The sequence below is a fragment of the Pseudomonas ficuserectae genome, from assembly GCF_024584585.1.
GTDB classification, from domain to species: Bacteria; Pseudomonadota; Gammaproteobacteria; order Pseudomonadales; family Pseudomonadaceae; genus Aquipseudomonas; species Aquipseudomonas amygdali.
In genome coordinates, this window is record NZ_CP085684.1 from 2,551,734 (window position 1) to 2,565,553 (window position 13,820).

Consider the following 13,820-nt stretch of genomic DNA (forward strand, 5'->3'; position numbering starts at 1 on the left):
CGGCGGTTCAGACTCGCGCCGCGGTCACAGCCGCCGAACCCCAGGTGGTTCTCCAGCGACGCTTGACGTTCAGCAGACCGAACCAGGCCAGCACTGCCAGGCCTGCGAACAGCCACAGGCCCAACTGGTAATCGCCAGTGTTCTGTTTGATGGTGCCCAGACCCGCTGCCAGCAGGAAGCCACCGATGCCGCCCGCCATGCCGATCAGGCCGGTCATGACCCCGATTTCCTTGCGGAAACGCTGCGGAACCAGCTGAAAGACTGCGCCATTACCGGCACCCAGGCCCAGCATCGCGGCAACGAACAGAGCCAGTGCTGCCCACGAACTTGGCAGGTTGAAACCCACCGCCGCGATACCGATGGCCGCAACGGCGTACATCACGGTCAACGTACGAATCCCGCCAAAGCGGTCAGCCAGCGCGCCACCGAGAGGGCGCATCAGGCTGCCGCCGAAGACACAGGCAGCGGTGTAGTAACCGGCAGTAATCGGGCTCAAGCCATATTGGTCGTTGAAATAGCCGGGCAGGGCGCTGGCCAGGCCGATGAAGCCGCCGAACGTCACGCTGTAGAAAAACATGAACCACCAGCTGTCACGATCACCCAGCGCCTTGAGGTAATCCGCCATGGATTTGGGCTTGCTGCGCTCCGGGGCGTTGCGCGCCATAAGCGTGAAAGCGATCAGGGTCAGAACCAGCGGGATCAGCGCCAGGCCGAACACGTTGCCCCAGCCGAAACTGGCGGCCAGTACCGGCGCGATCAATGCTGCCAGTACGGTGCCCGAGTTGCCCGCACCGGCTATGCCCATCGCCTTGCCTTGGTGCTGCGGTGGATACCATTGCGACGCCAGGGGCAGCGCGACGGCGAATGAAGCACCGGCCATACCCAGGAACAGGCCCAGCAGCAGTACCTGACCGTAGGTGTGAATGCCCAGTTGCCAGGCCGCCAGCAGTGCGCCGATGACAATCACCTGGCCAATGATGCCTGCGGTCTTGGGCGACAGCTGGTCCGCCAGCAGGCCCATGAAAAAGCGCAGCACGGCACCCGCCAGAATCGGCGTGGCGACCATCAGGCCACGCTGCTGAGTGGTCAGGTGCAGGTCAGTGGCAATCTGCACCGCCAGCGGGCCAAGCAGATACCAGACCATGAAACTCAGGTCGAAATAGAGAAACGCCGCAAACAGGGTCGGTTTATGGCCTGCCTTCCAGAAGCTTGTATCCATGTGCACACCTCATCATCTGCTAGTTAGTCAGTCGGGCCATGACCGCGACACGGGGTATTCCAGACGCTGTGGTGGAGTGTTCCGAATGACGGCGACTCCACCGGCCCCGTCGCCGGGGCCAAAACGCAAAAAACGTCGCCTCTCTGTCCACGTGAGCGGAAAGAGATGAGCGACGTCTTTGTCGTAAAAAGGTGATAGCCGCCGTTGGCTACCGTGCGATTGCTAAAGCAAGAGATGGGCCAATGGCTTTGCAACCGATTAGCCGCAAGCTGCGAGCGGGTTTGGGTGATTCCCGGGAAGCAGGCGAGGGCCGGTCAGTGACCTTGAAGCGGGCGCTCGCCGGCAAAGCGCTGTAAAACAGGGCGCGCCGCGAGCGACAGTCTGCAGCCTGAAAGGGCAAGATCACGCATGGCCATTGAAGAGTTTATTAAAGTTCAATGGCGGTATTATTATTTCATGTGCCATTGGTTTTGGTGTTAAGTACTGTCATTGTGATGCTGTTTTGACGTGCTTGTATGACGGTTTTAATAGCGCTGATCAAGAAGTTTTAATATTTATTAATATTCTGTTTATTGAGGTTGTACGATAACGCCAGTATCAATATTTAATTTACATTGCCCGGTATCTCTGACAGCATTCATTGCACCGTGATTAACACGGCTCATCCATCAGGAAATGAATTTACTCTTCACTACGGCGATCTGTAATTGCAAATTGCCTGTCAATTTCGATAAATGTTTACTTTTTAAAAAGTAATCGGCTACTCGCTCTTTTTCCGGTTTTCAGTTGCCCCCAAGGGCTTGAAACACCGATCCCGGGTACCTCCCGGCAATACAGCCGCGCCGACCGGGCTGTCTTCCTCTTCGCGCTTCATTGCAGGCGCCAATAAAGGACATCATCATGAGTAACATCAATTACGCACCCACCATCTGGTCCAGAGCTGATGCGCTGAAGGTCAATGAAAATGATCCGACTACCACGCAGCCTCTGGTAAGCCCGGATTTTCCGGTCATGAGTGATACCGTATTCATCTGGGACACCATGCCGTTGCGCGAGCTTGACGGCACCGTGGTTTCAGTCAACGGCTGGTCGGTGATCGTCACGCTGACGGCTGACCGCCACCCCGACGATCCGCAGTATGTCGGTGCCAATGGCCGCTATGACATCAAGCGTGACTGGGAAGATCGTCATGGCCGGGCACGCATGTGCTACTGGTACTCGCGCACCGGAAAGGACTGGATCTTCGGTGGCCGGGTAATGGCCGAAGGTGTGTCGCCAACCACCCGGGAGTGGGCGGGCACACCCGTACTGTTGAATGATAAAGGCGATATCGGCCTGTACTACACCTGTGTAACGCCGGGTGCGGCAATTGCCAAAGTACGTGGCCGTATTGTGACGTCCGACAAGGGCGTGGAATTGAAAGACTTTACAGAGGTGAAAACACTGTTCGAGGCCGACGGCAAATATTACCAAACCGAAGCGCAGAACTCGACCTGGAACTTTCGCGACCCCAGTCCGTTTATTGATCCCAATGATGGCAAGTTGTACATGGTTTTTGAAGGCAATGTCGCCGGCGAACGCGGCACGCATACAGTAGGCGCCGCAGAACTTGGTCCTGTTCCGCCAGGTCATGAGGAAATAGGCGGTGCCAGATTTCAAGTCGGCTGTATCGGACTGGCCGTTGCGAAAGACCTCAGTGGTGATGAGTGGGAAATACTTCCGCCGCTGGTCACCGCAGTAGGCGTCAATGATCAGACTGAACGCCCGCATTATGTCTTTCAGGACGGCAAGTATTACTTGTTCACCATCAGCCACAAGTTTACTTATGCCGATGGTGTTACGGGTCCGGATGGTGTTTACGGGTTTGTCGGCGAGCATTTGTTCGGGCCTTACCGGCCGATGAACGCTTCCGGCCTGGTGTTGGGCAATCCGCCTGCACAGCCATTTCAGACTTACTCGCACTGTGTGATGCCGAACGGTCTGGTGACCTCGTTCATCGACAGCGTACCCACCTCTGGCGAGGATTACCGCATTGGCGGTACCGAGGCACCGACGGTGAGGATTCTACTGGAGGGCGATCGCTCGTTTGTGCAGGAAGTGTATGACTACGGCTACATCCCCGCGATGAAGAACGTGGTGCTGAGCTGACCGACTGCACGCATTAACCTGGTAGCGGAAGAACGCCTGTGCGAGCAGGCGTTCTTCGCTCGTTTACCCCAGCAACTCGCTCATCGCGATAATTTGCTCGGCCACCTGAATCAGCTTTTGCTGGCGACTCATCGCCTGACGCCGCATCAGGGTGTACGCGTCTTCCTCGTTGCAATCCTTCATTTTCATCAGCAGCCCCTTGGCCAGCTCGATGCGCTTGCGTTCGGCCAGTTGCTGATCGCGGGCATGCAGTTGCGCACGCAGCGCCTGATCGCTCTCGAAACGGGCCATCGCCACGTCCAGAATCGGTTGCAACCGTTGGGTCTGGATACCCTCGACGATATACGCACTGACCCCGGACTTGATTGCCTGGCGCATCACGCCCGGATCGTGCTCGTCGGTGAACATCACGATGGGCCGCGGCTGGTCACGGCTGACCAGCACCACTTGCTCCATTACGTCGAGTCCTGGCGATTCGGTGTCGATCAGGATGACGTCCGGGCGCACCGCTTCAACGCGGGCGGGCAAGTCGATGATCAGGCCGGATTCGTCGATTACTTCAAAACCGGCCTCTATCAATGCCGATTTGAGGCGACCGACTTTTCTGGCCGTGTCATTGATAAGCAGGATACGCAGCATGGTCACGTTCTCCGTCAACGACTGGCCACAGCGGGCGCGTTGTCGGCCAGCGAGTGGAGCTTGAAGCTACGCGCGTAGCCTGCGGGGTCGCTGCCGTCCCAGACCTTGCCATCGATCAACTGACTGCTGCGCAGGGTTGCAGTGGGTGCGTCGATGCCCAGCGCGTCGGCTGCCTGGCGATACAGGTCCAGTTGCTGGACACGGCTGGCGATAGCGAGGTAGTCAGGATCTTCACGCAACAGGCCCCAGCGCCGGAACTGAGTCATGAACCACATGCCGTCGGACAGCCACGGATAATTGACCTGCCCCTGATCATGGAAACTGACTGCATGTGGGTCCTGCCAGTGATTGCCGAGGCCGTCGCTGTAGTGGCCAAGCAGGCGCGGCTCGATGCAGTCCGGCGAGGTATCCAGATAATCCGCACCGCTGAGCAGTTGTGCGGTGCTGCGCCGGTTATAGTCGCTTTCCTCGATGAAGCGGCTCGCTTCCAGTACGGCCATGATCAGCGCTCTGGCGGTGTTGGGGTTCTGCTTGACGAACTCACGGGTACAGCCCAGCACCTTGCCCGGGTGGTCCGGCCAGATCGACTGGCTGGTCGCCATGGTGAAGCCCAGTTGCTGCTGAACGGCGCTGGCGCCCCAGGGTTCGCCGACGCAGAAACCATCGATGCGCCCAGCCTGCAGGTGTTGCGCCATTTGCGTGGGTGGCACCACGACACTGGTCACATCATCGAGCGGATGGATGCCTTGGCTGGCCAGCCAGTAGTAGAGCCACATGGCGTGGTTGCCGGTGGGGAAGGTCTGCGCGAAGGTCAGCCTTGATCCGCTTTGGTGCGCGCGTTTGTCCAGTGCTTCAGGAGTGATCACGCCCGCCTGCTGCAACTCGCGGGACAGGTTGATGCACTGGCCGTTCTGGTTGAGTCCCATGAGGATGGCCATGTCGGTCGCCGGACCACCGCTGATGCCCAGTTCCACCGCATAGATCAGACCATACAGGCTGTGTGCCGCCTGCAACTGCCCGCTGACAAGTCTGTCGCGCAGCCCGGCCCAGGAGGTCTGACGCTCGAGGTTCAGGCTCAGGCCGTATGGCTGGGCGAAACCCTGAGTGGCCGCAACCACCAGCGGGGCGCAGTCGGTCAATGCCATGAAGCCCACGTCCAGGCTGTTCATTTCCGGGGCGTCACTACCGGCCACCCAGTCCAGCGCATTACCGGTTCGTTCGTTCATCGCGCGTGCTTCATCAAAGGTCCGTCCAGAAAAAAGGCGTCGTCCGACCCATTGCAATGCAGGTGTCGAAGCGACGCCGTTGTCCATGCACCGCTCCGCCGTTGGAGTGAGTGCCGATAGCGGTTTCAAGCAAGGCATATGCCATCGCCGGGGAAGAGTGAGCAACAAGTTTGTCTCGCGCCTCGCCTGACAGGCCTGCACGCGTCTATAATCGCCACCCTGAATTCAGCTGCTCACGAGCCCATCTCGCCATGTATAACCTGGCCCGCCAGTTACTGTTCAAACTTTCTCCGGAAACCTCTCATGACCTGTCGCTGGACCTGATCGGTGCAGGCGGGCGGCTGGGCCTTAATGGCCTGCTGAGCAAGTCCCCGGCGAAGTTGCCGGTCAGTGTGATGGGGCTGGAATTTCCCAACCCTGTGGGGCTGGCAGCAGGTCTGGACAAAAACGGTGCAGCCATTGATGGCTTTGCGCAGCTGGGCTTCGGCTTCGTCGAGATCGGTACTGTGACGCCACGTCCACAGCCGGGCAACCCCAAACCGCGCATTTTCCGCCTGCCGCATGCCGAGGCGATCATCAATCGCATGGGCTTCAACAATCTGGGCGTCGATAACCTGGTGTCCCGAGTTCAGGCGGCAAAGTATCGCGGCATTCTGGGCATCAATATAGGCAAGAACTTCGACACGCCGGTCGAGCGTGCGGTGGACGATTACCTGATCTGCCTGGACAAGGTCTATGCCCACGCCAGCTACGTCACCGTCAACGTCAGCTCACCCAACACGCCCGGGCTGCGCAGTCTGCAGTTCGGTGACTCGCTCAAGCAACTGCTCCAGGCCCTGAGCCTGCGCCAGCAGGAACTGACGCAGCGGCACGGCAGACGCGTGCCGTTGGCGATCAAGATTGCCCCGGACATGAGCGATGAAGAAACCGTGCTGGTGGCCTCTGCACTGATCGAGTCGGGCATGGATGCGGTGATTGCCACCAACACCACGCTCAGCCGCCAGGGCGTGGAAGGGCTGCCGCATGGCGATGAAGCGGGTGGTCTGTCGGGCGCGCCGGTGCGGGAAAAAAGCACGCACATCGTCAAGGTGCTGGCCGGTGAGCTGGCAGGTCGTTTGCCGATCATTGCCGCTGGTGGTATCACTGAAGGCCGGCATGCCGCCGAGAAGATAGCCGCAGGTGCCAGTCTGGTGCAGATCTATTCCGGTTTCATCTACAAGGGCCCTGCGCTGATTCGCGAATCGGTGGACGCCATTGCGGCAATGCCACCGGCCGTACGCTGAATCGAAGGCAAAAAAAGGGGCTCCTCGAGAGAGCCCCTGGGCGTTGGCCCGCCGCCCGGGTCGGGCGTGCATGGTACAGGTGTGAATCAGTCAATCATGTGGGTGGCCCGACAGAGGCCTGAAAGTCTTTGAATCTGAATCGCCTCATCCGACCGCGTGAAGTTCGTTGAGTCTGTGGATGCCCGCAGTGCCGGTCATACCGTCCCAGTTGTCGCCGCGTCCTTCGCGCCAGCCATTGATCCATGCCTGGCGTACTGACGGTAGAGTAAAAGGGCAAAGCTCACGGGATTTACCATGAACGCCGTATTGATATCCGCGTAAAAATGCTCTTTCCAACGGATCACGCTTAAGTCTTCTCATAGGGTAATGCCCTCGTCTGTTGACTGTAATATCCCTGAGACCCCTTGATGAGGTCGGGCAGAATCTTCTGCCGTTGGTGCCCGCTGCCGGCGTCGCGGGCCTTGATGCCACCACCATTGCGGCGGTGACCTGAGACGATTTCTAACCAAAGCGCAGGGCGGTGTGAATGATCGTTTTGTCATAAGCACGTCACATTCAGGTCTGTCGAGCAATAAGCGATGATCTGTTTTAACCATGATTTTTTCTGCAGCCCCTTGAACATAGGCGTTTGCAGGCTAATTGAAATCGCTTATCAGACTCATATACTGGCTCAATGCCTTGGTTGCTTAAGCGACGAAGGGTCATGATCGGCGCTGCACAAATGTGACTTTTCAAAACACGACTTTTGATTGCGTGCCTTATTGCCGACATCGACTTGCCTGATATCTGTTCTAATACGCGCCAGAACTGCCGCAATGACATGACAGGATCATGCGGTGGACCGGCACACATCATGTGCCACGCAGGCGTTCTCCATGAAAGACGCCTGTTCAAATCTGGCAGGGCAATGCGTTGCCCGCCGCAGACGGCTCAGGCCCTGGAATACACATGTCGGATCGCTACGAACTTTTCCTCACTTGCCCCAAGGGCCTCGAAGGCCTGCTTGCCGAGGAAGCCACTGCGCTGGGCCTGCAAGAGACCCGCGAGCACACTTCAGCCATTCGCGGCTCGGCCGACATGGAGACCGCCTACCGGCTGTGCCTCTGGTCGCGGCTAGCCAACCGCGTGCTGCTGGTGCTCAAGCGCTTCCCGATGAAGGATGCCGAAGACCTCTACCACGGCGTACTGGATGTCGAGTGGCAGGATCATCTTGAATCCGACGGCACCATTGCGGTGGAATTCAGTGGTCATGGTTCGGGCATCGATAACACCCATTTCGGTGCATTGAAGGTCAAGGATGCGATCGTCGACAAGCTGCGTACTCCGGATGGCGAGCGTCCTTCGGTCGACAAGATCAACCCCGATCTGCGCGTGCACCTGCGCTTGGATCGCGGCGAAGCCATTCTGTCCCTCGACTTGTCCGGGCATAGCCTGCACCAGCGCGGTTACCGTCTGCAGCAGGGCGCTGCACCGCTGAAGGAAAACCTCGCCGCCGCTATCCTGATTCGTGCTGGCTGGCCGCGCATTGCTGCCGAGGGCGGCGCGCTTGCTGACCCAATGTGCGGTGTCGGTACGTTCCTGGTCGAGGCCGGCATGATCGCCGCCGACATCGCCCCGAACATCAAACGCGAACGCTGGGGCTTCTCTGCCTGGCTCGGCCACGTTCCGGCGCTGTGGCGCAAGCTGCACGACGAAGCGCTGGCACGCGCAGAAGCAGGGCTGGCCAAAACGCCTTCATGGATTCGCGGTTACGAGGCCGATCCGCGGCTGATCCAGCCTGGGCGCAACAACATCGAACGTGCAGGTCTGAGTGACTGGATCAAGGTCTATCAGGGCGAAGTCGCGACCTTCGAGCCGCGTCCCGACCAGAACCAGAAAGGTCTGGTGATCTGCAACCCTCCGTACGGCGAACGCCTGGGTGATGAAGCCAGCCTGCTTTATCTCTACCAGAATCTGGGCGAGCGCCTGCGTCAGGCCTGCCTTAACTGGGAAGCTGCGGTGTTCACCGGCGCGCCTGACCTGGGCAAGCGCATGGGCATTCGCAGCCACAAGCAGTATTCGTTCTGGAACGGTGCCTTGCCGTGCAAATTGCTGCTGATCAAGGTCACGCCTGATCAGTTCGTGACCGGCGAGCGTCGCACACCCGAGCAGCGTCAGATCGAACGCGAGAACCTTGTCGAAGTTGAAGTTGTTGAAAGAAAGCTCAACAAGAACGGCAACCCGATCAAGCCGGAACCGGTGGTGGTCGAACAGGCGCGCCTGAGCGAAGGCGGGCAGATGTTTGCCAATCGCCTGCAAAAGAACCTCAAGCTGATGGGCAAATGGGTGCGCCGCGAAGGTATCGATTGCTACCGCGTCTACGACGCCGACATGCCTGAATACTCGCTGGCGATCGACCTGTATCACGACTGGGTTCACGTTCAGGAGTACGCAGCGCCCAAGTCCATCGATCCGGAAAAGGCTTCGGCCCGGCTGTTCGATGCACTGGCGGCCATTCCGCAGGCGCTGAACATTGACAAGAACCGTGTGGTGATCAAACGTCGCGAGCGTCAGAGCGGCACCAAACAATATGAGCGTCAAAGCGCGCAGGGCCAGTTTCTGGAAGTCAGTGAAGGCGGCGTCAAGCTGCTGGTCAATCTGACCGACTACCTCGACACCGGCCTGTTTCTCGACCATCGTCCGATGCGTATGCGTATCCAGCGCGAGGCCTCCGGCAAGCGCTTCCTGAACTTGTTTGCCTACACCGCGACGGCCAGCGTGCATGCCGCCAAGGGCGGCGCGCGCAGCACCACCAGCGTCGACTTGTCGCGTACTTACCTGGACTGGGCGCGGCGTAACCTGTCACTGAACGGCTTCTCCGACAAGAACCGTCTGGAGCAAGGGGACGTGATGGCCTGGCTGCAGGCCAATCGCGATGAGTACGACCTGATCTTCATCGATCCGCCGACGTTCTCCAACTCCAAGCGCATGGAAGGCATTTTTGATGTGCAGCGTGATCAGGTCGAGCTGATCGATCTGGCCATGGCGCGTCTGGCACCAGGTGGCGTGCTGTACTTCTCCAACAACTTCCGCAAGTTCGTGCTCGATGAAAATCTGAGTCAGCGCTATGCGGTCGAGGATATTACCGCGCAAACCATCGACCAGGATTTTGCCCGCAACGGCAAGATTCACCGCGCCTGGAAAATCATGGCGCGTGCTTGATACGGTGTGTGATGAGCTTGCCTGTAACAGTTTTGTACAGGTTTGCTCATCGCTCCCTATGAAAATTACTGGCGAATAGCTATAACAGAAGTCATAGCCAGCTTGACGCTTCAGCATGTTGGCGTCATGAGTTTCTGTGTATGACAGCGAAACGGTTCAGGCTCAGAGTTCTGAGTTTCATCAACGGCCAGCTCTCAGCGTGGCCAATAGCCGTTTTGGCATTGATGGTCGGAGCGGCACTTACCATCATGTTGGCGCTGGCCGACAATGAGCTGTACCAGCGTCAATTGCGCCAGCGTTTCGACATGCTTGCTGCGGAGCGCTTCAGTCGTCTTCAGGAGCGTCTGGACCGGCAGGTCACTCGGCTGGACACCCTGTGTCGCTTCTTTATCTTTTCCCATAAGGTCGAGCAATCGGAATTCGACGGCTTTGTCGCGCCATTGCTGATTGGAACCCAGGCCTACGCCTGGAACCCGAAAGTAACGCTGGCGGAGCGGGCCGCTTTTGAACAGCAGGCGCGTGAGGAGGGCTCAGCCGGATACGCCATACGTGAAATGGATGAAAACGGTGCGTTGAAAACCGCCACTGTACGCAACGAGTATTTTCCGGTTCGATTCATCCAGACACTCAGCAAAGTTCCGACGCCGTCGGGGTTTGATATAGCCTCGGAGCCGGTGCGTCATATCGCTCTTGAGCGTGCGCGTTTGCTCAAGCGCATTGTTGCAACGCCTCGTATCAGCCTGTTGGCCCTTGACCCGTCAGACACGTACGGAATTTTGCTGGTGGCGCCGGTGTTCTCCATCGGCCAGTCGCCTTCCGAATTGAGAGGCTATGTCACTGCAGTGATCAGCCTGACGCAATTGATGAGCATCGGCACAGCGGAGCAGGACAATCTTGCGGTCACCATGCTTGACCTCAGTTCGCCGGCAAAGCCTGAGCAGGTTTACCAGTCGCCGGTCGTAGCAGTACGCAATCATTTGTATGCCAGCAGCCTGCTGAGCCTCGGTGACAGGGATTATCTGGTCGAGGTTCGCCCTACGGAAATCTTCAGCCAGAGCAATCAGACCATGATGCCGGGCCGGGTGCTTTGGCTTGGCGGGCTTTTGAGCCTGATGCTCAGCGCGTTGCTCTACAGCCTGATCAGCCAGCGTCAGCGAGCGCTGCAGCGTGTGGCGCAGCGTACCCGTGAGTTGCGCCAGCGCGGGCAGCAGTTACGGGCGGCGCACGGGCAATTGCGCAGTGTGCTGGACGCCGCGACCGAAGTGGCGATCATTGCAACCGACCTGGATGGGCTGATCAAGACGTTCAACGTCGGTGCGCAGAAAATGCTGGGTTATTCTCAGGAAGAGGTACTGGGCAGGCTGCGCCTCATGGACCTTTATCAGCCGGCCGAGCTGGAGGCCCGCGCGAGTGTATTGAGCAAGGACCGCGGGCACCCGATCAGCGCTTCCCGGCTGATGTTTCTCGACGCCGTGCAAGACGGTAATCACCCTTCGCAGGAGTGGACCCTGCAGCGCAGTGACGGCAGCACCCTGGTGGTGAACATGCTGGTTACCGCCGTGCGCGACGATCAGGGGCTCTGGACCGGGTATCTGGCGGTGTGCATCGACGTCACGGAGCACAAGCGCGTCAACGAAGCGCTTGCCGAACAAGGGCAATTGTTGAAAAAACTTGGCTCGCAGGTGCCTGGCGGCATTTATCAGTATCACCTGGCTATCGACGGCAGTGCGCGCTTCAGATACGCCAGCGCTGGAATGTGCGAGCTGTTTGAAGTCGATGAAGCGCAGTTGCTGGGCGATTCCGAGGCCGTTCTGCGACGTATCCAGCCACCGGATCTGACGCGCGTCAGAAGCTCTATTCTGGCCAGCGCGAAGCATCTGACACCCTGGAGCGAGGAGTACCGTGTCGACCTGCCACGCAAGGGCCAGCGCTGGCTGCGCGCTGCGTCCACGCCAGAACGGTTGGTAGATGGCAGCGTGCTATGGCACGGTTTTGTGTCCGACATCACCGACCTCAAGCGTGTCGAACAGGAGTTGCGCGCGCTGTCGGTCACCGACGTACTGACGGGTGCCTACAACCGGCGCTATTTCCAGGACCGCATGCAGGCCGAGCTGAAAAGGATCGACCGGCACGGCGGTAACCTGTCGATCATCATGCTCGATATCGATCATTTCAAGCGCATCAATGATCGTTTCGGGCATGCCGCAGGCGATCAGGTGCTCAAGGCGATTTCGGAAAAGATCAGCCAGCGCCTGCGTAGCGATGATGTGTTCTGCCGCCTTGGGGGTGAAGAGTTCATGGTGATCTGCCCGGGCACACGGGGCTCGCAGGCGTATCAACTGGCTTTGAGCCTACGCGAGGGCCTGCGTAACCAGGTTATCGAAGGCGTCGATCAGGTTGTGACGGCCAGCTTCGGCATCGCCAGCTGGAGAGCCGGTGAGGGGATCGACACAATGTTGTTGCGCGCTGACTCGGGTGTCTATGCCGCCAAACAGGCCGGTCGCGATCGGGTCGAGCCTGAGCAGATCTGACGGACACAGACCCGCTTCGAAAGCGGGTCTGCTGGTTACAAGCGGCGGGTGGTTATTGCTGGATCGAGACCGTGGTGTTGGTCAGTTTCGGCTGTCGATACAGATCGACCAGTACCTCGTCCAGTATCGAGGATGCGCCAAACGGACGCGGGTCGTTGAGGATCGCCACGACCGCCCAGGTGTTGCCGTTGCTGTCGCGGCTAAAGCCGGCAATAGCGCGAACCGTGTTCAGCGTGCCTGTCTTGATGTGCGCTTCACCCAGCAACTGGGTGCGCTTCAGACGTTTACGCATGGTGCCGTCCATGCCTGCCAACGGCATCGAACTCATGAATTCGGCAGCATACGGGCTGCGCCACGCAGCCTGCAGAATAATGGCCATCTCACGGGCACTGACACGTTCCGCACGCGACAGGCCGGAGCCGTTCTCCATGACCAGATGCGGCGCGGTGATGCCTTTTTTCGCCAGCCACTGGCGGATGACGCGCTGGGCAGCCTTGCCGTCGTCACCGTCAGCTTCATTGCGGAACTCTTCACCCAGGCTCAGAAACAGTTGCTGGGCCATGGTGTTGTTGCTGAATTTATTGATGTCACGAATGACTTCCACCAGATCCGGCGAAAAAGCCTTGGCCAGCAGCTTGGCGTTACCGGGCAAAACGCCAACGCGGTCCTTGCCCTGGATAGTGCCGCCCAGTTCCTGCCAGATGGCCCGTACTGCGCCTGCCGCATAGGTCGGATGGTCAAGCAGCGAAAGGTAGGTCTGCGAATTGCAGCCGTTGCCCAACTGGCCAGTCACCGTCACATTGACGCTGCCGTCAGGCTGGGTGACCGGGTTGTAGCGCACATCCCCGGTGCATTGCTTTGATGAGCTCGCCTTCACCTGGTTGTCGATGCGAATGGTCGCAATCGGCGGCTCGACCGAGACCAGAATTCTGCCGTCATCGTTTCGGGTCACGAAGCGCAATGCCTTGAGATTGACCATCAGCGCATCAGGCTTGACCAGAAACGGCTTGTTATCATCGTTGCCGTCATCATTGAATTCGGGCAATTGCGGCTGCACAAAATGGCTGCGGTCCAATACCAGGTCACCGGTCACCTGTTGCACACCATTGGCGCGCAGGTCACGCATCAGCAGCCAGAGTTTTTCCATATTCAGCTTTGGATCGCCGCCGCCTTTGAGGTACAGGTTGCCGCGTAGCACGCCGTTGCTCAGGGTGCCATCGGTGAAGAATTCGGTTTTCCACTGGTGGGTAGGGCCGAGCATTTCCAGCGCGGCGTAGGTGGTGATCAGCTTCATGGTTGAGGCCGGGTTGACCGATACGTCGGCATTGAACACGGTCGGCGTGCCCGGCCCGTTGAGCGGCAACATCACCAGCGAAAGCGCGTCATCGCCGAGTTTGCTGGCTTTCAGAGCCTGTTGAACCTTGGGGGGCAGCGTGGTGTTGATGACGGCAGCGTAGGAGGGCAGAGCCAGTGGCAAAAGAATTGACGCGAGCAACAATGGACGTAGCGACTTGATCATTGAATAAAACCCTACTGCAAGGGGGGACATAAAAAAGAGGGCATGGATGAATTC

General features: G+C 58.8%; 9 protein-coding genes. 4 read left to right on the top strand and 5 right to left on the bottom strand.

What is annotated here, in order from left to right:
- Window positions 1-7: 7 nt before the first annotated feature.
- Window positions 8-1,219, bottom strand: a complete 1,212-nt coding sequence (locus LJU29_RS11165; RefSeq protein WP_002553050.1) for a nitrate/nitrite transporter — start codon at window positions 1,217-1,219, stop codon at window positions 8-10.
- Window positions 1,220-2,119: 900 nt separating this feature from the next.
- On the opposite strand from LJU29_RS11165, the gene LJU29_RS11170 reads away from it, so the two are divergent.
- Window positions 2,120-3,367, top strand: coding sequence for a glycoside hydrolase family 68 protein (locus LJU29_RS11170; RefSeq protein WP_057422376.1), 1,248 nt, complete (start codon window positions 2,120-2,122; stop codon window positions 3,365-3,367).
- A gap of 63 nt (window positions 3,368-3,430) precedes the next feature.
- On the opposite strand, the gene LJU29_RS11175 is transcribed toward LJU29_RS11170, so the two are convergent.
- Both LJU29_RS11175 and LJU29_RS11180 read right to left on the bottom strand, forming a co-directional pair.
- Window positions 3,431-4,006, bottom strand: coding sequence for an ANTAR domain-containing response regulator (locus LJU29_RS11175; protein WP_257112345.1), 576 nt, complete (start codon window positions 4,004-4,006; stop codon window positions 3,431-3,433).
- Window positions 4,007-4,020: 14 nt separating this feature from the next.
- Window positions 4,021-5,232 (bottom strand): CmpA/NrtA family ABC transporter substrate-binding protein, encoded by a 1,212-nt coding sequence (locus LJU29_RS11180; RefSeq protein WP_257112346.1) that lies wholly within the window; start codon window positions 5,230-5,232, stop codon window positions 4,021-4,023.
- 251 nt (window positions 5,233-5,483) lie between these two features.
- Here LJU29_RS11180 and LJU29_RS11185 point away from each other — a divergent pair, with 251 nt between their 5' ends.
- Complete coding sequence (locus tag LJU29_RS11185) at window positions 5,484-6,515, top strand: quinone-dependent dihydroorotate dehydrogenase (protein ID WP_004659287.1); 1,032 nt, start codon at window positions 5,484-5,486, stop codon at window positions 6,513-6,515.
- A 144-nt stretch (window positions 6,516-6,659) separates the two neighbouring features.
- Here LJU29_RS11185 and rmf read toward each other — a convergent pair whose 3' ends face one another.
- Window positions 6,660-6,875, bottom strand: a complete 216-nt coding sequence (rmf, locus tag LJU29_RS11190; protein WP_002553055.1) for a ribosome modulation factor — start codon at window positions 6,873-6,875, stop codon at window positions 6,660-6,662.
- Window positions 6,876-7,463: 588 nt separating this feature from the next.
- Here rmf and rlmKL point away from each other — a divergent pair.
- Together rlmKL and LJU29_RS11200 are read left to right on the top strand one after the other, a co-directional pair.
- Window positions 7,464-9,716 carry a bifunctional 23S rRNA (guanine(2069)-N(7))-methyltransferase RlmK/23S rRNA (guanine(2445)-N(2))-methyltransferase RlmL gene (gene rlmKL, locus LJU29_RS11195; RefSeq protein ID WP_054995270.1) on the top strand — a complete coding sequence of 751 codons (2,253 nt, stop codon included), beginning with the start codon at window positions 7,464-7,466 and terminating at the stop codon, window positions 9,714-9,716.
- 140 nt (window positions 9,717-9,856) lie between these two features.
- Window positions 9,857-12,247, top strand: coding sequence for a sensor domain-containing diguanylate cyclase (locus LJU29_RS11200; RefSeq protein ID WP_057423191.1), 2,391 nt, complete (start codon window positions 9,857-9,859; stop codon window positions 12,245-12,247).
- A 52-nt stretch (window positions 12,248-12,299) separates the two neighbouring features.
- Here LJU29_RS11200 and dacB read toward each other — a convergent pair whose 3' ends face one another.
- Complete coding sequence (gene dacB, locus LJU29_RS11205) at window positions 12,300-13,766, bottom strand: D-alanyl-D-alanine carboxypeptidase/D-alanyl-D-alanine endopeptidase (protein ID WP_257112349.1); 1,467 nt, start codon at window positions 13,764-13,766, stop codon at window positions 12,300-12,302.
- Between the last annotated feature and the right edge of the window lie 54 nt (window positions 13,767-13,820).